At 64.4% G+C, this 25,552-nt stretch carries 23 protein-coding genes; 11 read left to right on the top strand and 12 right to left on the bottom strand.

Annotation, left to right across the window (positions count from 1 at the left end; genetic code table 11):
• Positions 1 to 86: 86 nt before the first annotated feature.
• Complete coding sequence (locus tag ACXJMY_RS32655) at positions 87 to 719, bottom strand: hypothetical protein (protein ID WP_456623458.1); 633 nt, start codon at positions 717 to 719, stop codon at positions 87 to 89.
• 364 nt (positions 720 to 1,083) lie between these two features.
• Here ACXJMY_RS32655 and ACXJMY_RS32650 point away from each other — a divergent pair, with 364 nt between their 5' ends.
• Positions 1,084 to 3,258, top strand: coding sequence for a TonB-dependent receptor (locus ACXJMY_RS32650; protein ID WP_456623475.1), 2,175 nt, complete (start codon positions 1,084 to 1,086; stop codon positions 3,256 to 3,258).
• A gap of 187 nt (positions 3,259 to 3,445) precedes the next feature.
• Entirely contained in the window at positions 3,446 to 6,073 is a 2,628-nt protein-coding gene (locus tag ACXJMY_RS32645; RefSeq protein ID WP_456623457.1) for a spermidine synthase, read from the top strand.
• Between the two features lie 21 nt (positions 6,074 to 6,094).
• Here the strand turns inward: ACXJMY_RS32645 and ACXJMY_RS32640 are convergent, their stop codons facing one another.
• The 3 genes from ACXJMY_RS32640 to ACXJMY_RS32630 all read right to left on the bottom strand — a co-directional run bounded on the left by ACXJMY_RS32640 (position 6,095) and on the right by ACXJMY_RS32630 (position 9,260).
• Positions 6,095 to 6,718 carry a 2OG-Fe(II) oxygenase family protein gene (locus ACXJMY_RS32640; protein ID WP_456623456.1) on the bottom strand — a complete coding sequence of 208 codons (624 nt, stop codon included), beginning with the start codon at positions 6,716 to 6,718 and terminating at the stop codon, positions 6,095 to 6,097.
• Positions 6,719 to 6,819: 101 nt separating this feature from the next.
• Entirely contained in the window at positions 6,820 to 7,161 is a 342-nt protein-coding gene (locus ACXJMY_RS32635) for a hypothetical protein (RefSeq protein ID WP_456623455.1), read from the bottom strand.
• 89 nt (positions 7,162 to 7,250) lie between these two features.
• Complete coding sequence (locus ACXJMY_RS32630; protein WP_456623454.1) at positions 7,251 to 9,260, bottom strand: hypothetical protein; 2,010 nt, start codon at positions 9,258 to 9,260, stop codon at positions 7,251 to 7,253.
• 293 nt (positions 9,261 to 9,553) lie between these two features.
• On the opposite strand from ACXJMY_RS32630, the gene ACXJMY_RS32625 reads away from it, so the two are divergent.
• The 4 genes from ACXJMY_RS32625 to ACXJMY_RS32610 are packed head-to-tail and all read left to right on the top strand — an operon-like array spanning position 9,554 to position 12,686.
• Complete coding sequence (locus tag ACXJMY_RS32625; protein ID WP_456623453.1) at positions 9,554 to 10,459, top strand: peptidylprolyl isomerase; 906 nt, start codon at positions 9,554 to 9,556, stop codon at positions 10,457 to 10,459.
• Entirely contained in the window at positions 10,456 to 11,448 is a 993-nt protein-coding gene (locus ACXJMY_RS32620) for a HupE/UreJ family protein (RefSeq protein WP_456623452.1), read from the top strand. The genes ACXJMY_RS32625 and ACXJMY_RS32620 overlap by 4 nt, the downstream gene beginning before the upstream one ends.
• 18 nt (positions 11,449 to 11,466) lie before the next feature.
• The gene (locus ACXJMY_RS32615; protein WP_456623451.1) at positions 11,467 to 12,072 is read left to right on the top strand and encodes a HupE/UreJ family protein; all 606 of its coding nucleotides are present in this window, start codon (positions 11,467 to 11,469) and stop codon (positions 12,070 to 12,072) included.
• Positions 12,069 to 12,686, top strand: coding sequence for a HupE/UreJ family protein (locus ACXJMY_RS32610; protein ID WP_456623450.1), 618 nt, complete (start codon positions 12,069 to 12,071; stop codon positions 12,684 to 12,686). The genes ACXJMY_RS32615 and ACXJMY_RS32610 overlap by 4 nt, the downstream gene beginning before the upstream one ends.
• 203 nt (positions 12,687 to 12,889) lie before the next feature.
• Here ACXJMY_RS32610 and ACXJMY_RS32605 read toward each other — a convergent pair whose 3' ends face one another.
• From ACXJMY_RS32605 to ACXJMY_RS32580, 6 genes are read right to left on the bottom strand one after another with little or no spacing between them, the layout of a single operon-like run.
• Positions 12,890 to 13,777, bottom strand: coding sequence for a branched-chain amino acid aminotransferase (locus ACXJMY_RS32605; RefSeq protein ID WP_456623449.1), 888 nt, complete (start codon positions 13,775 to 13,777; stop codon positions 12,890 to 12,892).
• A gap of 28 nt (positions 13,778 to 13,805) precedes the next feature.
• A complete protein-coding gene (locus ACXJMY_RS32600) occupies positions 13,806 to 14,666 on the bottom strand; it encodes an acyl-CoA acyltransferase (RefSeq protein ID WP_456623448.1) in 861 nt (286 codons plus the stop codon).
• 11 nt (positions 14,667 to 14,677) lie between these two features.
• Positions 14,678 to 15,835: a homoserine O-succinyltransferase MetA gene (gene metA / locus ACXJMY_RS32595; RefSeq protein WP_456623447.1), complete on the bottom strand. Its 1,158-nt coding sequence runs from the start codon at positions 15,833 to 15,835 to the stop codon at positions 14,678 to 14,680.
• Between the two features lie 27 nt (positions 15,836 to 15,862).
• Positions 15,863 to 17,137, bottom strand: a complete 1,275-nt coding sequence (locus tag ACXJMY_RS32590; protein ID WP_456623474.1) for an O-acetylhomoserine aminocarboxypropyltransferase/cysteine synthase family protein — start codon at positions 17,135 to 17,137, stop codon at positions 15,863 to 15,865.
• 32 nt (positions 17,138 to 17,169) lie between these two features.
• Positions 17,170 to 18,174, bottom strand: coding sequence for an amino acid--[acyl-carrier-protein] ligase (locus tag ACXJMY_RS32585; RefSeq protein WP_456623446.1), 1,005 nt, complete (start codon positions 18,172 to 18,174; stop codon positions 17,170 to 17,172).
• A gap of 26 nt (positions 18,175 to 18,200) precedes the next feature.
• Entirely contained in the window at positions 18,201 to 19,427 is a 1,227-nt protein-coding gene (locus tag ACXJMY_RS32580; protein WP_456623445.1) for an acyl-CoA dehydrogenase family protein, read from the bottom strand.
• A 237-nt stretch (positions 19,428 to 19,664) separates the two neighbouring features.
• Here ACXJMY_RS32580 and ACXJMY_RS32575 point away from each other — a divergent pair, with 237 nt between their 5' ends.
• Genes ACXJMY_RS32575 through ACXJMY_RS32555 form a run of 5 tightly spaced genes read left to right on the top strand, consistent with a single transcriptional unit; the run spans position 19,665 to position 24,217 of the window.
• Positions 19,665 to 19,934, top strand: coding sequence for an acyl carrier protein (locus ACXJMY_RS32575; protein ID WP_456623473.1), 270 nt, complete (start codon positions 19,665 to 19,667; stop codon positions 19,932 to 19,934).
• Entirely contained in the window at positions 19,931 to 21,847 is a 1,917-nt protein-coding gene (locus ACXJMY_RS32570; protein WP_456623444.1) for a long-chain-acyl-CoA synthetase, read from the top strand. The genes ACXJMY_RS32575 and ACXJMY_RS32570 overlap by 4 nt, the downstream gene beginning before the upstream one ends.
• A gap of 34 nt (positions 21,848 to 21,881) precedes the next feature.
• On the top strand, positions 21,882 to 22,127 hold the full coding sequence (locus ACXJMY_RS32565; RefSeq protein ID WP_456623443.1) for an acyl carrier protein: 246 nt from the start codon (positions 21,882 to 21,884) through the stop codon (positions 22,125 to 22,127).
• Positions 22,114 to 23,499: a class I adenylate-forming enzyme family protein gene (locus ACXJMY_RS32560; RefSeq protein WP_456623442.1), complete on the top strand. Its 1,386-nt coding sequence runs from the start codon at positions 22,114 to 22,116 to the stop codon at positions 23,497 to 23,499. Before ACXJMY_RS32565 ends, ACXJMY_RS32560 begins: the two co-directional genes overlap by 14 nt.
• Positions 23,492 to 24,217 (top strand): SDR family NAD(P)-dependent oxidoreductase, encoded by a 726-nt coding sequence (locus ACXJMY_RS32555; protein WP_456623441.1) that lies wholly within the window; start codon positions 23,492 to 23,494, stop codon positions 24,215 to 24,217. Before ACXJMY_RS32560 ends, ACXJMY_RS32555 begins: the two co-directional genes overlap by 8 nt.
• A gap of 113 nt (positions 24,218 to 24,330) precedes the next feature.
• Here ACXJMY_RS32555 and ACXJMY_RS32550 read toward each other — a convergent pair whose 3' ends face one another.
• The gene (locus ACXJMY_RS32550; protein WP_456623440.1) at positions 24,331 to 24,591 is read right to left on the bottom strand and encodes a hypothetical protein; all 261 of its coding nucleotides are present in this window, start codon (positions 24,589 to 24,591) and stop codon (positions 24,331 to 24,333) included.
• A 697-nt stretch (positions 24,592 to 25,288) separates the two neighbouring features.
• Positions 25,289 to 25,552 (bottom strand): response regulator transcription factor (locus ACXJMY_RS32545; RefSeq protein ID WP_456623439.1); only part of this gene is annotated, 264 nt, incomplete at its 5' end.

The raw sequence follows: 25,552 nt of genomic DNA, 5'->3' as shown, positions 1-25,552 counted from the left end.
ATCAATGACTTTCCGGTCGCACCCGTGGTCGCACCTTTGGGCTTATCCGACCGACAAAGGCATTCATTGCACGAACGCCGGGCCAGTTAGTCATATTGCGGCGTGTGCGAGCTTCCATGTCTCACCGCGCTTTCCACAACCGTTTGCCCGATTGGGGGCGCGCCCTCGCCTTGCTTTGGGAGTTTCAACGTCTCGCTGACGTCGCCGCGCGCCATTGTCACCTCGCGGCCATCCACCGAACGAAGCCTCCAGCCTTGATAATCCTGGCCGACCTTCAGACGCAGCGTGGCCTTGCTTGCCGGGTCGACAAATATCCCAATACTCTGGTCGCCGCCGCTAACGGTTCCGACCAGCGAAAGCTGCAGCTCAACTTGCGGCGGGCTTGGCGGCGGTGACGCCGCCTCCGGCGCAGCTACCGAAACGGCGGCCGGCGGCGGCCGGCGCGATGCCGAAAAGATCGGTCGCTCGCGCGTGTCCGACAGGGTCGCGAACGGGACTGCCCAGAGCGGATTGCCCCTCATCGCGTCGCGCCTGATGGGAGGCTGCGATAGCGCGGCAGGGTTGACTGCCGGTGCCGACGTCGCGGGTGAATCCCAGAGTGGGCGGCCGGACTCCGGCCCGACGAGGCCTGGCACGTCGACATCCGAAAAATCCGCCGGCAGCGCCGAGGGTGAGCCGGAAACACCGAGCAAAGGCGCCAGCACAAGCGCGAGCCGCACGGTTATCCGCCGCGCCGCCCTATGCCCTCTCATGTTCCTCGTCATTGGCCAGTCGACAGCAACGCGCAAGATTCTCAGTCAAGAAAGCTGGCGGCCTGGGTACGCAAGACAAGCGGGGGCTTGCCAGGCAGAGCTCGCCGAGGGGAGCAAGCTTATCGGTTGCCGATGTGACACCTGTGCGAAGCGCCGGTCACCTCCTTGATGTTTCCACGGCCTGTTGCGATCCCGGCATTCCGCTGCTTCACATGGCCGTCTGGGGCCAGTATGATCTTGTTGCTGCATCGTCATACTCACCCGCTATGATCTGACCTTGCTGAACTGGTTGTCGTGCGGAGGCGTGGAAGTGCGTGGGGCCTTGTTGCGGATGTTTTCCGCCGCTGCATCGTCCGCGCTGTGCGCGCTTCCGGCCGCGGCCCACGAGCGCAGTGCCGGCGCGCCCGCCGAGCTTCCGCCGGTCACCGTTGCGGCGCCAGACCATCAGCATCCCAAACGGCTCGCCCGCAAACGACCGCCGAAAGGCGGGGATCCGCGCAATCAGCCCGCCGCTCGCACCGACAACACGGCCGAGGGCGGCGCCGCGGCCGGTGCGGCGTCGGTCGGCTCGTCCACCTTGCAGCCCACCGCCGCCAGCGCGATCCGCATCAGCGGCCGCGAGGTCAACGCGGTGCCGTTCTCGCGGCCCGGCGAGGCACTGGAAGTGGTGCCGGGCCTGATCGTCACCCAGCACTCCGGCGAGGGCAAAGCCAACCAGTACTTTCTGCGCGGCTTCAATCTGGATCACGGCACCGATCTTGCGATCAGCGTCGACGGCATGCCCGTCAACATGCCGACGCATGGGCATGGGCAAGGCTACGCCGACATCAATTTCCTGATCCCCGAGCTGATCCAGTCGGTCAACGTCCGCAAGGGACCGTATTTCGCCGACCAGGGCGACTTCGCATCCGCCGGCGCCGTGGCGATCGACTACGTCAACAAGCTGCCGAACAACATCGCGGAGATGACCTTCGGCAGTTTCGGCTATCGCCGCGCACTGGCAGCGGGATCGACCGCGGTGGGTGCCGGCACGCTGCTGGCGGCGATCGAAGCGAACAAGTATGACGGACCGTGGGACGTGCCGGACGATGTCCGCAAGCTCAACGGCGTCCTGCGCTACAGCCAGGGCACTGCTACCGACGGGTTGACGCTGACGGCGATGGCCTATTCCAACGGCTGGAATTCGACCGACCAGGTTCCGCAACGCGCGATCGACCAGGGCCTGATCAACCGTCTCGGAACGCTCGATCCGACCGATGGCGGCACCTCCAGCCGATTCAGCCTGTCCGGTAACTGGGCGCAGTCGAGCGAGTACGGACAGACCAGTGTCAGCGCCTATATCGTGCGCTCCGACCTGCGGCTGTTCAACAATTTTACCTACTTTCTCGACAACCCCGTCAATGGCGACCAGTTCAGCCAGCTCGACGGTCGTACTCTCGGCGGCTTCGATGCGCGGCATGCGTTCGACTGGCGCTTCGCCGGCCTCGAATCGCAGACCCGCGTCGGCGTGCAGAGCCGCTATGACGATATCCATGTCGGCTTGTTCAAGACCGAGCAGCGCTCATGGCTCTCGACCGTGCGCGACGACCGCGTGCAGGAGGGCAATGTCGGCCTCTGGACCGACACGACCACGCGCTGGACCGACTGGCTGCGCACCACGGTCGGCATCCGCGAGGATTTTTTCGCCGGACACGTCCTCAGCGATACGCCGGAGAATTCGGGCAACGCGCAGGCGTCGATGGCGAGCCCGAAGGCCGGTCTCGTGCTCGGCCCCTGGTACAAGACCGAGTTCTACGGCAATGCCGGCTACGGCCTGCACAGCAACGACATCCGCGGCGCGACCATCTCCGTCGATCCCAACGACAAGGTAACCCCGCTCGACCGCGTGCCGCTGCTCGTGCGTTCTCGCGGCGCCGAACTCGGCATTCGCACAAGGGTGATCGAGGGTCTCACCAGCTCGCTGGCAGTATTCGTGCTCGACTTCGACTCGGAGCTGTTGTTCGTCGGGGACGCCGGCACAACGGAGCCGAGCCGGCCGAGCCGCCGCGTCGGCATCGAGTGGACGAACCAGTACAAGCCGTTGCCGTGGATGACGGTCGATCTCGACGTGGCCCAGACCCACGCCCGCTTCACCGATTTCGACCCCGCCGGGGCCTATATCCCCGGCGCACCGGCGTGGGTGGCCAGCAGCGCGATCACGCTCGGCGGCGACACCGGCTGGTTCGGTGCGCTGAAGGCGCGCTATTTCGGTCCGCGTCCTCTCATCGAGGACGACAGTGTCCGTTCGCGGTCGTCGCTGATCTTCAATGCGCGCGCCGGCTACAAGTTCGACAATGGCCTGCGGGTGCAACTCGACGTGCTCAACCTCTTCAACGCCCAGACCAACCAGATCGAGTATTATTATCTGTCGCGATTGCCCGGAGAGCCCATCGACGGCGTCGCTGATCGCCACGTCCATCCGGCCGAGCCGCTGGCGGTGCGGCTGACGGTGGCGGCGAGATTCTGATCGCATCAGACTCGCGGGGCCACGCCGACCGGCTTTCAAAGCAACCGGCACCGACCGGCCGTCACAAATACTATAAAAATCTGACACAGCGCGGATGCTTTGATTGACTGAGAGCACGAGTTCGGCCGACCCAAGACCCCGGCTCCGACCGCCCAGCCGGTCGCGTTCGAAACAGGAGTGAGGGGGAATGCAATCTGAGCCGGACAGCACCGCGGTCGCTTCGGCAGAGCGGTTCGGGTACGTGGTGCAGGACGAGGCTGCATCAGTGCGTGCTCGTCAGGCTGCAAGCCACGGCTGGGCGCTGATCCCGATCGTGACGGCGTCGGGCTTTGCGGGCCTGGGCTACGAGATCGTGTGGACGCGCCAATTGAGCCTTGCGCTGGGCACCGAGATGATGGCGGTGCTTGGCGTCATTGCCGGATTTTTCGGCGGCCTGGCCCTGGGCGCGTTCGCGCTTGATCGGCTGATCCGCCGCTCGAGATCGCCATGGCGCGTCTATGCGATCGTTGAAGCCGTCATCGCTGTTTGGGGCCTGATCAGCGTCTGGCTCCTCCCCGCAGCCGGCCGGGCCCTGTCACCTCTGCTCGGCACCGAACCGTCTCCCGTCCTGCTCTGGGCCGGCAGCCTGGCGCTGCCAACGCTGGCGTTGCTCCCCGCAACGATGGCCATGGGCGGGACCCTGACCGCCCTGGAACGGATGACGCGCGAAGCGCGCTGCGAGGCCCGCGTCACGGCAGGCGTGTATGGGGCGAACACGGCCGGGGCCCTGGCCGGAACGCTCGCCTCCACATTCCTGCTGATCCCGGCGCTGGGATTTTCGGGAACGCTGCTCTGCCTCGCCGGCGTCAACGCGTTCTGCGCCCTGGCCGCGCTCGCGCTCGGATCGAGGGCGGGCCAAGCCGATGCCGAAAACCAGCGGCCGGAACGAATTCGAGACTTGCGGCTCACGATCACCCTGTTTGCCACGGGACTGTTCGGAATCGCATTCGAGGTCCTCGTGGTCCGGCTCGCCGCGCAGGTGATGGAGGACACGGTCTACACTTTCGCTGGCTTGCTGGCCGCGTACCTGCTCGGCACCGCCGCGGGGAGCCTGCTCTGGCAGCGGACCGGGCGAGATGCGAATGATGCAAATCTCCGCGGACTGCTCGCCGCAACGGCGTTCGCCTGCATCACGACTGCGGCGCTTGCGCCCTATGCCGGCCGCCTGGCCGAGATCGCATCGCCTGCGGACGTATACGGCGAACTGGCCGTGGCGATATCGCTCTTCCTGATACCCGCGACGGCGATGGGCGCACTGTTCGGCCTGCTGGCGCAACGGGTGAGCGATCAGCGTGGCTCCGTCGGAGCGGCGGTCGGCATCAACAGTCTTGGCGCCTGCATCGCGCCGCTCGTGGCGGCGCAATTCCTGATTCCGGCCTTTGGCGCATGGATGGCGCTGCTTCCCGTCGCGCTGGGCTATTTGCTGCTGCTGCCGCCCGGCCGACCGGCATTGCTGTGGTCCGCCGCACCGCTGGTCTTCGCGCTCGTCCTCTGGCTCAATCCTCCGCCATCATTGACGCGCGTGCCGCCGGGTGGAGCGCTGCTTGCGGTCCGTGAAGGGCCGATGGCGACGGCCAGCGTCGTCGACGATGCCGCAGGTACGCGCTACCTCGAGGTGAACGGGCATTTCCGCATGGGCGGGACGAGTTCAACGCGATCCGACTACAGGCAGGCGATGCTGCCGCTGTTGCTTCACGAGGCCCCGCACCGGGCCTTGTTCCTGGGCATCGGTACGGGCGCCACCCTGGTCGGCGGCGCGCAGATGCCTGGTGTCAGCGCGCGCGGCGTCGAACTCTCCCGGGAAGTGGTGGACCTGCTGCCCTGGTTCGTCAATCCGCCGCCGGCTTCCGCGCCGCGGGTGACCGTGGCGGATGCCCGCCGTTACGTCGCGGCGGATACCGGCCAGCATGACGTGATCATTGCCGACCTGTTTCATCCCGCGCTGGACGGCAGCGGCGCGCTCTACACCATGGAACATTTCGGAGCCGTGAAACGCAGGCTGGCGCCCGGAGGGATCTTTTGCCAATGGCTGCCGCTGTATCAGCTCGATCTGCCCTCGCTGCGCACCATTATCCGCGGCTTTCTCGACGTCTATCCCGACGGCTCGGCCTGGCTCAATCACTACAGCGTCCGCACACCGATGCTTGCGCTGATTGGAACGAGGGATGGCGGCCGTCTCGATACGGAGGCGCTCGCCGCGCGGCTCCGCGATCCCGCGATCAGGCACGTTGTGCGCCCGCTTGGTTTCGAGACACCGATCGATCTGCTCGGCCAGTATCTCGGCGGCCCGCACGCGCTCTCCGCCTTCGCCGGCGAAGGTCCGCGCAATACGGACGATTATCCGTTCGTGACGTTCGATGCGCGGCGAAACGTCCGTGCACTCAGGGCAGAACCCTGGTCGCTCCTGCTCGCCATCACGAAAGACATGCAGCCGGATCCGAATGAACTCCTCCCCGGCGGAGCCGAGCGCGATGCGTTGAGCGTGCGCCTCAACGCCTACTGGGCCGCACGCAACCGCTTTCTCGAAGCTGGCGCGTCTCTGCCGGGCGATCCGCGCGGGAGCGCCTTGATCGAAGCGGCTTCGCCGGGCCTCATCGACGCGCTTCGCCGGAGCTCCGAGTTCGATCCGGCCTATGGCCCGCTGATGGGCATGGCGAGATCCTTGATCAGCTCAGACCGCGCAGCGGCCGCGCGCCTGCTGCATCAGATAGACGAGGCAGCACCATCGCGCGGCGAGGCGCGGGAGCTTCTGCTGCGCGAATTTGGCGAGCGATGAGGGGCAATCGGCCCGTCCCACTCAGGGCGCGAAGTTGACGCGATAGCCCCAGCAGTCGAGATGATCGGGAATGGCGTTGAAGGCGATCGTAATTCGCTGCCCGCCCTGATTTCTCGGCACCTCGTGATAAAGGTAGCTTGGAAACAGCACGAGATCGCCGGGCTCGGCCTCTGGCAGGACGTACTTGCCCGCATTGAAGGGCCCAATGGCGGCGCTTCGCGTGTGATGCCGGAAGGAGAAGTCAAAGCCGCCGGGCGGCCGCACGAAGACCGTCTTGCAGGCCGCATGCGAGGGCGTCAGATAAATGATGCCCGAGACGAAACTGTTGGCGTGGGAATGCAGTGTCTGGTTGCCGCCGGTCTCGAGCATGTTGGTCCACATCTCCTTGACGGTCCAGCGCAGCTCTTCGCCGAACAGAAGGACGCCGAAATCGACCAGCTTCGGGACGGCAAGCTCGGCGATCTGGCGGAACAGCTCGTTGTCGCGGGGATCGGCAACTTCGGTGTGGAACAGCTGGCCCGAGCGCAGATTGCCTTCGACGCGGGTGCTCCGGATCGCGGCCACGGCGGCTTCGTTCAGCGAGGACGGAAGCAACCCGGGCGAGCGCAGCAGGGGAATCGGGAAAAGCGGCTCGATCTGATCCATGTCGCAACGTCTACCTGTTCTTGAAACGCAGGCAGACAATGCCCGGGCAAAGATGACGCCGCGATGACAGCATGCAGGATCTGCAAAATTCTGGGGTCCTGCTATTCGTCGGGCCCAAGCACTTTCAGCCTCTCGCCCGGCCGCAGCTCATGGCGCCGTTCGCGCACCTCGTCAGAGGCACGCGCGGCCATGTCCAGGCATTCGTCGAATTCGCCGTTGCCGGCTTCAGCCAAGGCCTGGTGCAGGTGCCGCTCGGCAAAGTAGCGGGAGAGATGGTCCGGCGGCAAACCCGCGGCCAATGCGCGCGCCTCCGCGACCGCAGCGTGGCACTCTTCCCGGGTGGGTTCGTCCGTGGCGGGCACGGCAGCACCAGGTGCGGCCACACCGCAGCCGAGGCCAGCGAAGAGGCCCAGTGCGCAGATGGTGATGCGAAACAGATACATCGAGGGCGTGCTGGCGGGATGAGTCATTTCCAAACAAGTACGGCGGGACACATCGCACGATGCGTCCCGCCGGATGGCCTCACGTCACGTCAGTGGTGGTCGTGATGATGATGATCGTCGTGATCATGATCGTGGTCGTTGTCGGCCCGCTGCCCGAGTCGCCGCGCCAATTCCGCGTTGGTCTCGACCAGGAGCTTCGGCGAGCCTTCCGGCCTGATGAAGATCGGATTGGCGTGGAACCAGACGTTCGAATAGGCCTGAACGTCGTGGGTCACCTTCTTGGCGCCATTCACCGTCTCCAGATGCGCCGGGCACGCCGGATCGGTACAGCTGACCTGCGCGTTGTTGGCATCCAGCAACGGATTGCCAGCGGTATCGCTGACGTTCGGCGTGCCGTTCGGAATGTTGGTTCCGCGCGCGCGGATGTAGAATGGCTTGGTGCCGGCGACAAAGGTCGTCGTGAACTTCAGCCGCACGCCGTCAGGGTCCCCCCGATGCGACCGGTGCATCTGCGTCGCGGAGATCTGCCGGGCGATGGTGGCCGACGGATTGTACACGATCGCCGCGCCGGCCGTGCCTGCGGCATTCGCCACCGCATAATTGGGCGCGTCGGGCGCAACGACGCCGGTGATCTGGCCAGTGATCAGATCGACGTGGTCGAGCGCCGGCTTGTTGAGCGGCTGCTTGATCCCCACCGGCACCAGCAGCGGATTGTCGAAGCTGTAGGGGCTGTTGTTCTCGTTCGGGACGGTCAGCTCCATCTCGACCGTGATCTTTTCGCCGGGCCTCACGACCAGCGTCTCACCCATGGTCTTCCAGTCGTCGCCGCGCGCCTTGGCGCGGAACACCATGTCCGGGCCGATCAGGTCCGCGTTGACCGAGTACGAGTTGCCCGAACGCATGCCGTCGATGACGTGCTGCGACGAGAACCGTCCCGCATTCGGAACATACAGCTTGGTGTACTCGCCGGGAATGAAATCGGCCGTCGTGAAGGAGTCGCGCGCGCCGCCCGCGCCGCGGCTGTGCCAGTCGGAGCTCACATACATGAAGAAGTTGCGGCCTTCGCCAAGCAGGCCGTCCCACAGGCCCCCGACCTTCGCGGTGTAAATGCCGCTCATGCCGTAGGTGCCGCCGCCGACCGCGTTGGGCGTGTAAGAACCGGAGCCGCCATTGGCACCGCCTTCGGCAAAGTGACCAGGCGATTCGATGCCGAACGCAACCGTCGGTCCGGCATTGTTGAAGTCGCGGAAATGCTCGATGTTATAGCCTTTGTTGGCGGTCGAGCTGAACGGTCCCTGGCGTTCGGTGTGGGTCGGGATGACGTAGGATTGCAGCGGATAGCTGGCCTGCAACCACTTGATGCCGGAGAGCGCCTTCTGGTGGCCCGCCGTGCCGGTGTTGTTGACGTTGTCCTTGCCGGTCCAGAGCTGATTGCCACCGGCGTCGATGACGGGGCCGATCGCATCGGTGTCGGCGCGGTCGAAACGGTATTCGAATTCCGCCATCTTGTCCGCGTTGCCGGTCCCCCTCCGCGGGTGCTGCCCGGTGATGACGGCGACGTCGACGTGTTCATGGCCGGGCGCGATCCACTCGAGACCCTCGATCAGCACCTTGTCGTACTTCGCCGAGCGATCGACGATGGTCGGATACTCGACCTCGCGGATCGACTGCCAGCGCCACATCTGCGCACCGGTGCCGCTGCCGTTCGGGGTGCCCTTCAGGCTGGAGATCGTGATCCCGTCGATGGTCTGGCCGAGCGTCTGGCTCCAGGTCGTCGTGGTTTGTCCCGGAAGATTGGCGCTGGTGTCGCTGAAGCGGCAGTCGCGATTGCCGGAACCGCCGTGGTTGCCGAGCGTGAACCAGTCGAGGTCGAAATTGTTGCCACCGGCGGACGCGGTGCCGCGCCCGACCGCGCGGTCGATCGTGTAGCCGGCGGCAACCGAACCATCCGTGCAGGTATTGTGATTGTGCATGTCGCCGGCGACATACGGATTGCCACGGCGCTCGTCGCGCCCAAAGCCCTCGGCTGCAGCGCTCTGCGTCAGCGCCAAGGATGCCGATGCGGCGGTCAACAGGATCGTCTTGCCAGATGGAAACATCTATCGCCCCTCATTCAAGTCAGAAATCGCGAAACCGCAGAGCCCCCGGGAATTGAGCACCAATTCACCCGGCCGCGTGAGCGGAATCCCTGCGGGCGCGATCATGACCAGAGTTACGATACAACTTCGTGAAGGATTTGTGTTGGACCGGAGCAAGCCCGCACTTTCCGTGGAGCATCTTGCCTCTCGCGCACGTCCGTTGCATTTTCCGCCTCGCGTGTGCGAATGAAGATGACAGATGAAATGCCCTGCCGCATAAAGCGGCGGCGCGTGCGAGAGTTTGTGACAACCACATGTCAATGCCGGCGACACCAGTTGAAGTGCAGTCCTTTCCGATATCGCGCGCCGGAGGTTCGGATCCGGACGCCGTCGCCCGTGGCGCGACCAAGCCTTCGCGTACTCTAGTTTCCGTGCTTGTGCGGCTCTCGCGCGAACCCTTGCTGCACTTCACTCTGCTGGGAGCGATCATCTTCGGCATCGATGCGGTATTGCACCCGCCCGCCAAGGACGAGAAGGTCATCACCGTGACCAAGGCGATGCGCCAGTCCTTCATCGACAATTTCGACGAGGACAAGGAACGCGCTCCTTCCGACGCACAGCTCCAGAAGATGATCGACAGCTGGGTCGCGAGCGAAATCCTCTACCGCGAAGGCAAGGCGCTTGCCGTGGACCGCGGCGACGAGACGATTCGCGATCGGATTGCCTACAAGATGCAATTGCTGATCTTCGACCAGATCCGCGTCCCGCGCCCCTCGGACGAGCAGTTGCAGGCGTGGTTTGTGGAGAACCACGTCCGCTTCGACGAGCCGGAGCGCGTTTCGTTCTACATCACCCCTCCGACGGATCAGGCCACGGCACAGCGCCAGCTCGACGACATCACCCAGCAGCGCGAATCCGAGGAGCTGCAGAATCTCACGCGCGCCATCCTCGCCCGGCCGGTCGCGAGTCTCGCGGCATCGTTCGGCGAGGATTTCCGTGACGGGCTGCTGACGATGCCGCAGGGGGAATGGAGGCTGTTGCAATCCAAGGACGGCTGGCACGTCGCTCGGCTGGACTCCCAGCGTCCGGGAAATCTTGCCAGTCTCGACAAGGTTCGGGATGAGGCCGCCAGGATTTGGCATACGGAAGAAACCCGCAAGCGTGCCTGGGAAGCGGTCAAGCGGCTCAAGGCGTCCTACCAGGTGCGGTACGAACAGTGACGGCGATCCGGCATCTGCGATTGGCGCTGCTGGCCTTGACCCTGGTCCTGGCCGCGCTCATCCGGCCATCGGCGCTCAGCGCGCACGAAGCGGCGATGGGCGTGCTCGAGTTTCGCGAGGTTCGGCCCGGCGCATTTGTCGGCCGCTGGAGCATAGAGCCCTCGATCGGCGCCTCGCGGGTCGACCTGCGGATGCCACCCCACTGCTTTCTCCGCCTGCCCGAGATGAACTGCGGCCAGAAGGGGCTGGTTGGCTCGATCACCATCACCAATCTCGGCTCCAACATGTCGGTCGTCCTGATCAAGGTCATTCCGATCGAGGGCGAGCCGCGCAGCTACACGATCTCGACGGCCAATCCCGTCGTCTCCGTTCTTGGCACCGGCGCGCCGACGCTGGAGGCCTGGGTCGAACTGGCCAAGACCTATGTGAACTACGGAATCGATCACATTCTGCTCGGCGCAGATCATTTGTTGTTCGTGCTGGGTCTGATCTGGATCGTCGGCGGCGGCTGGCGTCTGGTGAAGACGATCACCGCCTTCACGATCGGACACAGCGCTTCGCTTGCTGCGGCAGCATTCGGCGTGATCGGCGTACCGGAACGTCCGCTCAACGCCTGCATCGCACTCAGCATCGCGTTCGTCGGGGTGGAAATCGTCAAACAGCAGCGCGGCGAAATCGGACTCACCGCCCGCTATCCCTGGGTCGTGGCGTTCACCTTCGGTCTGGTTCACGGCATCGGCTTCGCGAGCGCCCTGGCGGGACTTGGGCTCGAAAACCGCCTCCTGCCGGCGGCATTGCTGTTCTTCAATATCGGCGTGGAGATCGGGCAGCTTGCCTTCGTCCTCCTCGTGCTCGCGTTGATCTGGGCGCACCGACGACTTGATGCCGTCGTTCCGCGCTGGGGCGAGGCCCTCCCGGCCTATGTCATCGGGTCGATATCGATGTTCTGGTTCTTCGGCCGCCTGGCGCGCGTATTCGCCGCAATCTGAGCGAGAGTCGCACACACAATGTATCTACGCATATTCCGAGCCCTCACGACTGCGATTGTTGCCTTCGCACTGACGCAACCGGCGCTCGCGCACGAGCAGGCTGGCGTCGCCGGCGGCCTCGCCAGCGGTCTGCTCYACCCAATAACAGGCATCGACCACCTGATTGCGATGGTGGCCGTCGGGATCTGGGGTGCGCAACTCGGCGCCCCGGCAATCTGGATCCTGCCGATCACCTTCCCGCTCGTCATGGCGATCGGCGGGGTCCTTGGCGTGCTGCATGTCCCGCTTCCGGTCCCGGAGGTGATGATTGCCGTTTCGGCTGTGATCCTGGGGGTGGCTGTCGCCGCCCGACTGCGGCTTCCCTTTCCCGCTGCCGCCCTCGTCGTTGCGATCTTCGCGATCTTTCACGGTCATGCGCACGGGGCCGAGCTTCCACGCGCAGCGAATGCGCTGGCCTACGGCGTCGGCTTTGTCACCGCCACCGGCCTCTTGCATCTGTGCGGCATCGCGATCGGCACGTTGACGCGCTGGCCCGCCGGCGAGCGCGCCATCCAGGGACTTGGGGCCGGCATCGCAGGGATCGGCTGCTACTTCCTCGCGCACGGCCTCGGAGCCGTTGCATGAAACGGAGAATTGGCCAGGTATTGATGTGCGCCGCCGTCCTGCTCGCGCAGGCGAACCCAGCCGAGGCACATATCGTCGCGGCCCGGCTCGGCGACTTCTATATGGGGGCCCTGCATCCCTTCACCGATCTTCAGGACGTCATTCTCTGGATCGCGATGGGCGTGCTGGCTGGCTCGCTCGGCGTTTCAAAGGGGCGCTGGCTTATCCTGGTGTTTCCGCTTGGGCTGCTGGCCGGGCTGCCTCTCGGACACATTTTCGGCGCGGCTTCGGCGGGACTTGCGGACGCCACGATGATGCTGGTGATAGGTTTGATGCTCGCGGCGGCAGCGCGAATTCCCACATCCGCGTTGTGCGCAATTGCATTCGGATCGGCCGTCATTCGCGGCGCTGCGAACGGCGCAGACCTCGGACCCGACATCGACCGAATGCTGTTCGCGGCAGGATTGGTCTGCGTCGGCTACACCATGATCACACTCACGATGGCTCTAACCGTCGTGTTCAGACAGGCCGAGCCGGACGGCTCGGCCTCTTGGCGGACGATCACCGTTCGCGCGCTCGGAGGCTGGATCGCGGCCATCGGCCTGATGATGGCGAGCCTTGCTCTCGCTTCATGAGGGAGCACGGCGGTTCAGCTACATTGCGATATCCACTATTCCGTCTCCTCTCACGGAAAAAGTCTCCAAATTGAGCGGCGCGAGGTTTGCGGCTGGCACGCAATCCTGAGTTCGCGGAGGGCCCGTCCCGGCTCCAAGCGACCGCGAAAGCCGTCCTGATAGTCGTGACCTATCCTCTCCCAATGTTGCTCCGTGATGTCCTCTCACGCAGCAAGCTTCACCTCGTGGGCAAAATCCCAATACAACTTTCGCGCCCGCGCATAAAAGCGCCCGGGCATGAGTTGCCGGCCGTCGATCCGGATCACCGGCGCGACCTTGGCGAAATTTCCGGTCGAAAAGATCTCGTCCGCACCGACGAAATCGGCATAGCGCAGCGTTGCCTCTATCACCGTGACGCCGTCACTGCGCAAGAGCTCGATCACGCGCTGCCGCGTGATTCCGTTCAGGAAGGTGCCATTCGGCGCCGGCGTAAAGACAACGCCGTCTTTCGCCATGAACACGTTCGAATTGCCGAACTCCGCGACGTTACCGAGCATGTCCAGCATCAGGCAATTCTGGAAGCCGCGCGAGGCAGCCTCCATGAGCGCCCGGGAACTGTTCGGGTAAAGACAGGAGGCCTTGACATCGGCCGGCGCGCATTCGGCGGTCGGTCTGCGGAACGGCGACAGCGTGATCGCGCTGCCGACAGGCTGCGGGATCGGCGATTCGTAGATGCAAAGGCACCAGTCGGTCGTTTCCGGATCGAAGAGCACGCCGCCGCCGACGCCATTCTGCGGCCAGTACATCGGGCGGATGTAGAGTTCGGCATTGGCAGGGAAACGGGCGATACCTTCACGCACCAGTCCGAGCCACGTGCCGAGATCGACGACCGGTTTAAGCCCGAAGTTGATCGCAGATTGATTGACGCGGGCGCAATGACGATCGAGGTCGGGCATCACACCTTCAAAGGCGCGCGCGCCATCGAAGATGGTCGAGGCGAGCCAGAGCCCATGGGTGCGTGGCCCCATGATCGACACGTTGCCCTCGTGCCATTGGCCGCGAAAGAATGTCCATGTCCGCGAATGGTTGACGGAACTGGTGCTGGGAACCACGACGAACCTCCATTTTCGAACGACTGAGTTATGGTCCGTAGATCACCAGCTCGGAATCCGACAGATCGGCAAGCCGGGGACAATGCGGGCCCTTGAAGTATTTGCGGCCGATCGGCTCCCTGTAGATGCCGGCGAGGCCAGGCACAGGGCCATTGGCGTCGAGCGCAATCGATATCCGGCCACGCCGCAGCAGGAAGCGGCCGATAGCGCCGGCACACACGACGTAATCGGCCACATCGGGGCAATAGATCATTTGCATCGCCGGCAGCCTGATGCGGCCGACGCGCATCGGCTGCAGGACGAACGGAAAGGCGCGGCCATCGGCGGCGCGGCACACCAGGCAGAGGCAGCCGTAGGCTGCGTGACGCGCCAGCAGCACGACGTCGGCTTCGGACAAGCCGTCGATCGCCTGGACGTCCTGCCGGACGACCTCCACGCGCATCGCCTTGACCGGATGCGACACCGCCGGAAAGGAGAAGAACAAGCCGCCGCAATAGCGGCGGAATCCCTGCGCTTCGATGGCTTGCCAAGTCCATTGCGCCGGACTGATATTGACGTAGGTGACGTCGTTGTGGCGCTGCGCCACCTTGGTCAGCATCGGTGCGTAGCTGCGAAAGGCAGGCTCCACATACCAGCTGGAGAGATTGCAGCGGATGGAGGTGCTTCCACCGTTGTTCCTTGCGGTGTGGATCAACAGCAGAGCACCGACGGGCGCCCGGTCGTGCTCGAGCATGTAGCCGAAGCGCGGGAAGCTGTCGGGCGTCTCGCGCACAGACAGGCGCCGGAGTCCGTCGATCCAGTAGTCGCGCGAACGGATCGGAAAGCCGCGTGTCAGGAGATCGGCGATGGCGTCAAGATCGGCTATTCCTATCTCACGGCATCGGATCATGGTCCGAACTCTCACTCGTAGTATCCGAGCCGCCTCTTGGTCACCGGGTTTGGCGAGCGCGCCAGACGAGCGGATCGAGCGGCAACCAACTTGCGTCCATGGCGATGGACCGGAATTCCGGCCGCAGAGAGAGCCGCTTCTCGCGCTCCCAACGGCTTTGAACGTCCATCTCGCTGCGACGCCATGTACAGCAACCAGTTGCGGTATATGCGCTTGGCAGGCAGATGCCAGACGTTGCTCAGGTCCTTCGTCAGCTGATCGGCCGGAAAGTCGGCAAAAAGCTCGGGACGTCTGTCGGAAAGGGCTTTCTGTCGGAAAGCGATCAGTATCTCTTCCCCGCCCTCGTTCAGATAGCCCCTCGGTATCGTCGGACAGACCTCGTTCTCTCCCCGGAGGAAGCGACCCATATCCCTTCGATATTCACCTAGCAGGCTCTGGGTTTCGTATTCCGGGTGGCCCTGGAAATGGACGAAAAGGCTGTTCTTCTGCTGCTTGACGAAGCAGTCGGCGCCGGCCTCCGCCGACCAGGTGAGAACCGAATATCCGCAGTCCGAGAGATCTTCCTCCTGCACCTCGTTCCACCGGGCGTGCGGAATTCGGAAGGTCCTCGGCACATCCTGCATCAAGGGGTGATGTCTCGTCTTTGTTTGAGCGAAGACACCGAAGCATTTGGTAGGCAGCTTGTGGCGCGTAACGCCGTCCAGGTGCAGGACGGCCCCATGGACGGCCAGACAGGAAAACACCGACGACACGGTATTCTCCCGGGCCCAGTCAACGATCTCGGCGAAGGTGGTCCAGTATGGCTCTTCCGTCAGACTGGCGGCTCTGGGTTCGGCGCCGGTCACGATCACTCCATCCAGGCGTCTGTTCAGCAGATCGTCGATGCCACGGTAGTATCGACGCACGTAATCCCGCCCCCATTCCGAACGGGGGGTCGCCTCCATCGTATAGAAATGCAGTCTGACGCAAAGTCGTCCGGCAGCCGCAGCGAGCAGGTCGAACAGCTGGCGCTCGGTCGACATCAATGCGGCATCCGACATGTTGTTGATGAGCCCGATGTCGAGGCACTCCGCCCGGCTTCCCGGTGACACCATCGCATGGGCGCCTCGGTCCGGCGCTCTCGATAAGAGGTGGTGCTCAGGCGAATCTACGTCGATCAAGACAGTCATGCGAGTGCCTTCATGGTTGGCGAAACCTCAATTCGCGGCGCCGAGGGCCTGATCGAGATCCGCGACGATGTCGTCGATGTGCTCAATTCCGACGCTCAGCCTGATCATCTCGGGCCGCACGCCGGCTCTCTCCTGTTCTTCGGCCGACATTTGCCGGTGCGTGGTCGATGCGGGGTGGCAGGCGAGCGTTTTCGCGTCGCCAATATTGACCAGCCGCTTGCAGAGCTTCAGCGCGTCGTAGAACCGCTTGCCCGCCTCGAAGCCTCCAGCCACGCCAAAAGTCAGCAGCGAACACGCCCGACCACCTAGATACTTCTGTGTTAGCGCGTAATAGGGGCTGTCGTGAAAGCCCGCATAATTCACCCATCCGACACGGCGGTCATTGCGCAGGAACCGCGCGACCTTCTCGCCATTCTCGACGTGCCGCTCGATCCGCAGCGCGACGGTCTCAATGCCCTGGAGCAGCAGGAAAGCGTTCATCGGCGCCAGGACGGCGCCGGTGGTCCGCTGGGAAACGGCGCGGCAACGCGCAATGTAGGCGGCGGCCCCGTAGCGCTCGGCGAAGACCAGCCCATGATATGATTTCTCCGGCTCGTTCATCATCGGGAAGCGCCGGCGATGCTCGGCCCACGGGAACCTGCCGCCGTCGACGATAATTCCACCGAGCGTGGTGCCATGCCCACCCATGAATTTCGTCAGCGACTCCACGACGACATCTGCGCCGTATTCGATCGGCCTGAGCAGGATCGGTGTCGGCACCGTGTTGTCGACGATCAGCGGGACGCCGTGCCTGTGCGCCACCTCAGCCATCGCTTCGATGTCGCAGACGTTTCCGGCCGGATTTCCGACGCTCTCGCAGAACACCGCCCGCGTATCGTCGTCGATCAGTCTCTCGACGCTCGCCGGCCGGTCGTCTTCCGAAAACCGGACCGTGATACCCTGCCTCGGCAGGATGTGCGCGAACAGCGTATGCGTGGTGCCGTAAAGCTGCGGAACCGAGACGATGTTGGTGCCCATCTCCGCGATGTTGACCACTGCATAGTTCACCGCGGCCTGACCACAGGCCACGCTGAGTGCCTCGATGCCTCCTTCCAGGGCGGCGACGCGCTTCTCCAGCACCGCGTTGGTCGGATTGCCGATCCGCGTATAGCGGAAGCCGTCCACTTCAAGATTGAAGAGCGCGGCTCCATGGTCGGCGCTGTCGAATGCATAAGAGGCCGTCTGGTAGATCGGCACGGCAACGGCCTTTGTTGCCGGATCGCAGTCAAAGCCGCCGTGGACGGCGAGAGTTTCTCGCCTCATGGAGGCTGGCCCTTCGGCTCTCCGATTCCGGGCTAGCTCCCGACTTCCCTGGCGCATCGGAACTCCTCGAATGCTGACGGCGCCCGGCGGTCGGTCTGCGCCAGGCCAAGCAGCTCCCGCACTGCGATCGGCCACAGGGTGACGTCCTTGCCGTGGGTATGGAACATGGCGACGGCGAGACGGTCCATTCCGAAGGCCACGCAGGCGGTGTGGGCCGGCTCGGAGGCCGCATCCACGATGCCCCAGGTGGTACCGAAATGATCCCGGTGGTAGTTGAAGCTCATGCAGGCCGTGGGTCGCTCCTCGGAGCGCAGAGGCACCAGCAGTTCGAACTTCAGCGCCTGCTGCTTTTGGCTCACTGCCATCATCTGCCCGACCCGGCCGAAGAACGGGTCGTTGGCATAGTCGACCCTGAAGGTTAGCCCGAGATCTCGGGCGATCTTCTGTGCACGTATGATCCAGCGCTCCCGGAACGCCGAGACGTGATCGGCGCTCCCGATGCAGACGAATTCGCGCATCCTGAAGGACTGCAGCCGGTCGAGATGGCGCGAGGGCTCGCGACGGAAACAATCGGCGGCCACGTCGAAGCTCCAGCCGCCTGCCGGCACGGGCCCTCGGCTCGCCGCGATCGGATAGACTGGATAGCAGGCGGCCGGCGACAGAACGAGATCGGCCGGCGAGAGCGACGCGGTCCAGTCACCGCCCGCATCGAAGCGGCTGACGGCCGCGTCGATCTCGCTCTCCGTGCCGTGCAAGCCACAGACGCAGCCGAGAAGGTTGGGAAAGCTCTTCAGATAGCCCGACCTCTCGAGCTGGGTGCGGCTCATGACGGGCGGGAAGCGCATCACCTCGGTGTTCGGTTCGCGATTACGTGAGATCACCGCCGCAATCCGCTCCACGACGTCTTCATAGAGCGCGGTACGGCCATAGACGCCGGGAGAGCCCATCTCGTGGAACAGCGCGTCGGCAAGGTGATCCAACGGATCGCCCGGTGGCGGAGTGGAGTCCGCCGGTGCTTGAACAATGGCCACTTTCATCAGGCCGTTTCCTTTTCAGAGGACAATCAATCGCACAGAGAGTCCGGGACCGTGCTCATCAGCGTGGCGGTACCCATGCTGGCGAGGATGCGATCGTTGTTGATCATGATCGGAGCGGAAAGCACGTCACGCAGGTGGCGGCCGATACTTACGTCGGTGTCGTTGCGGTATCCGGACAGCCCGCAGGCGCGCATCGCGTGCATGACGGTCGCAACCGCGAGCTCGGAGGCCTCCACCTTGAGAAGATTGATCGAGGACTGGAACTCGACGGACGACAGTGCGCGCTCGTCCCGTTCGCGAGCTTCATAGAACTGGAGATTCGCGGCGATGATGGCGCGCAGTTTCGTCAGCGTCATTTTGGCGGCGGTGAAATGCGCCGCGCCGGGAGGCATATTGCCGCCAGATCCGCGGGCGGCCTTGCGGATGAAGAGCTGCGCCCGGCCCACGGCCGCAGCCGCGATCCCCGCCCAGACCGAGGACCAGCACAGGTGGGCGACGGGCGTCATTGTCTGCRCATGGATCTTTTCGTATGCCACGGGAAATATCTGGTCCGCGGCGCCCCTGAAATTCAGCTTGAAGCCGGCGCTGCAGGTCCCACGCATGCCGAGCGTCTCCCACCCGAGAGTGGGCTCCAGCGTATATTCGTCTCGGGTGATGGCCAGTAGCACCTGATCGGATCCAGCGGCCGAGTCAGAGCGGCGGGCGACGGTGATGATGCCGTCCGCCTCGGCGCCGTACGAAATCACCGTCGCGTCGCGCACCAGCGAAATCTCGGTGCCGGCGCTCTCGACGGCGGCCGAGCTGAAGCGTATGTTTCCGCCGTTCTGGCCTTCCGTGGTCGACGATGCCAGCAGCAGCTGCTCGGCAGCCACGCGGCGCATGAGACTTTCGTGCCAGCCACTGCCCGCGCCGTGGCGAACCAGGCACGCGACCTTGGTCTGATGCATCGCGAAGATCATCCCGACCGAAGCGCAGGCACGGCCGAGCGCGTAACACATATCGGCCACCTCGGAGATAGACGCACCGCCCCCGCCGAACTCGATCGGAATCTGAGCGCCCAGAAGTCTCTCCTTGCGCGCCGCGTCGATCGCCTTCCGCGGGAAGCGCGCCTCGCGATCGACCGCCTCGGCCTCCGCCGCAGCGACCTCCGCGACATTTGCCGTCCGCTGCTGGAACGAGAAGCCGTCGGGAGAGAACGCTATCCGGCCGATTTCCGTGGCGACGTTGCGGAACTGAACTTCCTGCACAGTCATGGGCCAAAGCCTCCCGTTTCATGGTTGGACGGCGCGCAGCCGGATCGAGAAGAATTCCGCTCAAAATTGACAACTAGCCCACTTCCCTCGCCGCGTCGTTGGCGCAGAAGTGGGTGTCAAGGAGCTTCCGCTCCCGGGCGAGGTACCTCCGAAGCAGAGCTATTGACCGAGGGAGCAGTTGGGTATCGTCGCCTCCGGATTGTGATCAGCCCGGTCACGGCGAGGGGGGCAGTCGAAATGCACGACCTTACCGTCAACGTCCAGAATCGTGTTCTATCCGTCGTCAGAAGCGTCCTCCAGCAGAACGCGATCACCGCCGATCTTCACCCGGAGTCACGGCTGGTGGATATCGGGCTGAACTCGATGGGCATGGTCGAGCTGATGCTCAAGGTTGAGGCCGAGTTCGATCTCATCCTTCCCCAATTCGAGATCACGCCGGAAAATTTTCAATCGGTGAAGGCGATGGAGCGGATGATCCTCAACCAGCTCGGACCCGGGTCGGGATGAAGCCAGTTGAACAGAGGTTCTGCTTCGGCAACCAAGCGAACCGCATCGAGCGGGTGCGCGCGGACGCCGATCCAGCCCAGCCGCATGATCCCGTCGCGAAGACAACCGTGATCCAGCGAGCGACCAGACCCGACGTTCCGCGGCGCAGACAGTCCGCCGCCAAGACCTGGTTGCAAGCCATCGCACTCACCGCACGGCTCGAAGCCCGGCCGCATCGGTTGTTCGCCGACGTCGTGGAGGATTGGGCACAGCGTCAGCCCGGGCGGCCCGCCCTGCTCTCGGATGGCCAATCCTTCACCTATGGCGAACTCACCGCCCGGATCAACCGGTATGCGCGCTGGGCGCGGGACCTCGGCCTCCATGCCGGCCGCACCGTCTGCGTGCTGATGCCGAACCGGCCGGACTACCTCGCCTGCTGGCTCGGCATCACCAGCGTCGGCGGGACGGTGGCACTGATCAACACCAGGCTGGTCGGCCAGTCGCTCGCCCACTGTATCGACGTCGCGCAGGCCGATCACCTCATCCTCGCGGCCGATTGCGTCGATGCGTTCGAGAGCGCACGTCCGCACCTGCACCGCGTGCCGCAAATTTGGAGCCTCGGCACCGGCGATCCAGGCGGCGGTCTGGATGCGGCGCTCGCCGCCTTCGAGCCAGGTCCGCTGTCCGCCGCCGAACGTGGCGACGTCACGATCGATGGACGCGCGCTCCTCATCTACACCTCGGGCACCACGGGCCTACCGAAGGCGGCGAACGTCAGTCATCGCCGCATCCTCGCCTGGGGCGGCTGGTTTGCCGGACTGACGGACGCGTCCCCCGACGATCGCCTCTACGATTGCCTGCCGCTCCATCACTCGGTGGGCGGCGTCGCGGCTCCCTGCAGCATGCTCTGCGCGGGCGGTTCGGTCGTGATTGCGGAGAAATTTTCCGCCGGCAGCTTCTGGAACGACATCGAGCGTTTCGACTGCACCGTCTTCCAGTATATTGGTGAGCTCTGCCGCTATTTGCTGAAGGCGCCAGCGTCTGAGCAAGAGGCGCGACACCGGCTGCGGCTGGCTGTCGGCAACGGATTGCGCGGCGACATATGGCAGATGTTCGCCAGCCGGTTCGCGATTCCGCAGATCCTCGAATTCTATGCCGCAACGGAAGGCAATTTTTCGCTGTTCAATGTGGACGGAAAACCGGGCGCGATCGGCCGGATCCCGCCGGTTCTGGCGCATCGCTTTCCCGCCTCGATCGTCAAGGTCGATGCCGACAGCGGTAGCCCAATCCGGAGCGCCGCAGGGCTGTGCATCGCCTGCGCCCCTGGCGAAACCGGCGAGGCTATCGGACGTATCGGCAGCGCCAGTCGCGACGGCGGACCTTTCGAGGGCTACACGGATCCCGCCGAGACCGAGAAAAAGATTCTGCGCGACGTCTTCACTGCGGGCGATGCCTGGTTCCGCACCGGTGATCTGATGCTGCGCGACGAGCAGGGGTATTTGCACTTCATAGACCGCGTTGGCGACACCTTTCGCTGGAAGGGCGAGAACGTCGCGACCAGCGAAGTGAACGACGCAATCAGGGACTGCCACGGCGTTCTCGACGCCTCGACCTATGGAGTTGCGGTGTCCGGGGCCGATGGCCGCGCCGGCATGGCGGCCCTGGTGGTGGACCGGGATTTCGATTTCGGGATATTCAGAGAACACCTTTCGTATCGGCTGCCGCCCTATGCAGTTCCGGCCTTCGTCAGGCTGTGCCGGGCGCTCGATACGACCGACACCTTCAAGCAGCAGAAACAGCGGCTGATCCGCGAGGGATTTGATCCCTCGGCGGTGGACGATCCGCTGTTCCTGCGTGATCCGGCGACCGGTGACTATCGTTCGATCGACCGGGCCGTCTACGCGCGCATCGTTGAGGGCGAAATCAGACTCTAACATCGGCCCGAAAAGCCGAAATGTGAGGTGTACAATGTCGGTCAAGTCGAAGATCTTCTCCGCGATGAAGCAGATCGCCGAAGAACAGAAGGTCACGCTTCCGCCGTTTGAGGACGACCTGCCACTGAACGACATCGGGTTCGATTCGCTGGCATTCGCCATCCTGGTTGCGCGGCTGGAGGACGAGCTCGGTATCGATCCCTTCACTGTCGCCGAGGACGCAGCCTTCCCGTCTACCCTCGGTGAGTTTGTCAGAGCCTACGAGAATGTCCCCGCCTGACATCATCGCGTTGCGCCAATATCTCGGCGCGGGGTCGAAGCACCGCTCGATTTCCGATGCCCGGCACAGCGTGTCGCTGACCGACATGATCGAGCACAGCTGCCTGACTGGCGGATCCTTCGCGTTGTCCGGCCGCTCGGTGCTGCTCGCGACGTCGCGACAGCTGCTGTCCGCGCTTGCAATGATCGAGCTCGACGGCGTCGCCCGCCGCATGCTTCTATGCCCGCCCGACCTCGATTGGGATCTCCTGCAGGTCCTGCTCGAGCAGGCCGGGATCGACACCATCGTCACCGATCGGCCGCTACACCGATGCAGTGCCGGCAAGCGCACTATTATCGGCATCGACCTGCCCGAACGGAGGGCCGTGGGACGGAAGATCGACCATGCGACCGAATGGTTGATGCTGACCTCGGGGACGTCGGGGCTGCCGAAGATCGTCCGACATACGCTCGATGGACTCGCTGGCGCGATCATCGCCGACGGGCCTGCGCGCTACCGCGACGCAACCTGGGCGACGTTCTACGATATCCGCCGCTATGGCGGCCTGCAAATCTTCCTGCGAGCCGTGATCGGCGGCGGATCGATGGTGCTTTCCGAGCCCGGGGAAGCCATCGCGGCCCATGTGGCGCGGCTGCGCGCCGGCGGCGTCACCCACATCTCCGGGACGCCGTCGCACTGGCGCAAGCTGCTGATGAGCGGCGCGTCCGCCAATTTCTCGCCGCGCTATGTCCGCCTGTCGGGCGAAATCGCCGACCAGGCCGTGCTCGACGGCTTGGCCCGGGCATTTCCGCAGGCGTCGATCGGTCACGCCTATGCCTCGACCGAGGCCGGCGTCGGTTTCAGCGTCGACGACGGGCGCGAGGGGTTTCCTGCCGACCTGATCGGGCGGAGTCGCGACGGCGTGGAGATGAAGGTGGTCGACGGCTCGCTGCGAATCCGCTCCCAGCGTACCGCGCGCGCCTATGTCGGGGCCGATGCGCCGCCGCTCGCCGACGCCGATGGCTTCGTCGATACCGGCGATATTGTCGAGCTGCGCGGCGAACGATACCACTTCGTCGGCCGGCGCGGCGGCATTATCAACATCGGCGGGTTGAAGGTGCATCCTGAGGAGGTGGAGGCCGTGATCAACCGGCACGCCTCCGTCCAGATGTCGCGCGCGCGATCGCGCAGGAGCCCGATCACCGGCGCCATTGTGGTCGCCGACGTCATCCTCGCCGACGGCACCGATGGGGAGCGCCATGAGGCGATCCGCGCGGAGATTCTCAGCCAGTGCAAGGACTGCCTGGCAGTATGGAAGGTGCCCGCGGTGATCCGTTTCGTCGAGCGGCTCGACGTCACGGCAGCGGGGAAACTGGCGCGCACCGATGCATAACGTCCTCGTCACCGGCGGCAGCCGCGGTATCGGCCTTGCCATTGCGCGCAGGCTCGCCGCATCCGGCGACTACAATGTGATCGCGGTGGCGCGCCGTGAGAGCGGGGAACTTGCGGCTGCAGTCCGGCAAGCGCAGCGGCGCCTGCACTTCCGCGCCTGCGACCTTGCGGCGATCGATGCGATCCCGGCCTTCGCAAAATCGGTGCGCGACGAATTCGGCGCGATCTACGGCCTCATCAACAATGCCGGAATCGGCACCGATGGGCTGCTGGCCACCATGCACAATTCCGAAATCGAGGCCCTGATTCGCCTCAACGTCCTGTCGCCGATCATCCTGACCAAATACGTGGCGCGCCACATGATGGCCGACGGCGCGGGACGGATCGTCAACATTTCCTCCATCGTTGCCTCGACCGGCTACAGCGGCCTGTCCGTGTATGCCGCGTCCAAGGCCGCGGTTGCCGGCTTCACCCGTTCGCTGGCCCGAGAAGTCGGCAGGGTCGGCATCACCGTGAACGCGATCGCGCCTGGCTTCATCGATACGGAATTGACCGGGTCCCTGGACGACGAAGGCCGCCGGCGCATCGCTCGCCGCAGCGCATTGCGCCACCTGCCCGAAGCCGACGATGTCGCCTCCGTGGTCGAATATCTTCTCGGCGAAGGCGGCCGGAACATCAGCGGCACCGTGGTGACGGTCGACGCCGGCAACACCGCCTGACGGCTGGACGTGCTGATCGGCAGCCTGGCCTTGGGGCCGCGTCGATCTGGCGGCCCTCCTCGCGGGCCAGAACTGCTCGAATGCCGACGTCGCTTGACTGCAGGTCGCACAGTTCATTTCGGCGACGGCCCCTGCAGATGCCCAAGCATCGCGTTGCAGGCCTGCTCGGCCTCCGCGAAAGTTGCAAACGCCGAACCGCCGATCTTGATCGCGCCGTTACCCTGATAAAGCTGCCGCCACGACGCCACATAGCCGGCACGTCCATGAAAGCCGGCACCGGCAGGGCTCTCATACGTGATGACAAAGGAAAAGCCGTCGCCGGTCGCGCTCCAAATTTCCATGTCCTCGACGGCACGGTGAAACTGAAGGGACATCAGGATGCGCCCGCGTACTTGCTTTCAGCTCAACCACAGAGTTCCGGTCCTGCTGGCAGGCCGTCCGGAGAGAACGACCCTGACCACTGGGGGGGCAGGAAGGAAGGGCCAGGGCCGTCGCTCCGGATGTGCCAAGATCCAATCGGCACATCTCTGCGATCATGTCTGGAACCGTTCGTTATAGCCCGCGACTACGTTTTACCTGACAGCGGACAAACTGCGATCGACCCAGAGCCGCAGATGACGAATATAATACACTTCCCGCCCGATGCCTTGGCTGCGATTTTGGATCAGGCGCCAAGCCTGAGGGACTACCCCATTAAGCCTCCCGGACATCGACCTCGCCAAACAAGCGGCGCCTGAGATCAGTCTTCGGCTGCTAAAGTTGCTTGTTCCCGACCGATTGGTTGCGTTGCCGGGGGCGTCGCCATGACAGACGCACCGTCATCATCGTCCGCCAAGGAGATGGATGATGGGCCGGGTGGTCGCTATCGATCACGGCTTGGGACCGGCTTAGTGGCCGTCGATGTTACGGAAGGCCTGCCGCACGCGCGACTGAACCAGGGCCTCCCGGCAAGAAAGCCGGCGTCGGGCGGGCTCACGAGGATCTTTCCGGCCGGGTCGGCGCATCCAATAGAGGCCGCCTGCCCATTGCAGTGGGAGCATCGACCGGGAATGGTGGTGCGTGACGAGCCTCTCAGCGCTCCTCGCTTGTCGATCCCGGATGCGGCGCCTTCTCCCGGGGGACGGCCGCACGATCATGTTCCGCGATGGCGAGGGCCGCGAGCACCGTCCGATTGCTGATTTCAAGTTTTTGAAAGATGTTGTGAAGGTGCACCTTGATGGTGCCGTCGGCAATGTTCAGCCGCCGCCCGATTTCCTTGTTCGACAACCCCTCGGAGACCAGACGCATGATCTGGCGCTCGCGGTCCGTCAGCGTTGTCAGCACGCTCTCCGAATT

Source organism: Bradyrhizobium sp. P5_C12 (assembly GCF_054049735.1).
Note: the sequence above shows the minus strand (reverse complement) of the source record. Positions and strands in the feature narration are given on the sequence as shown.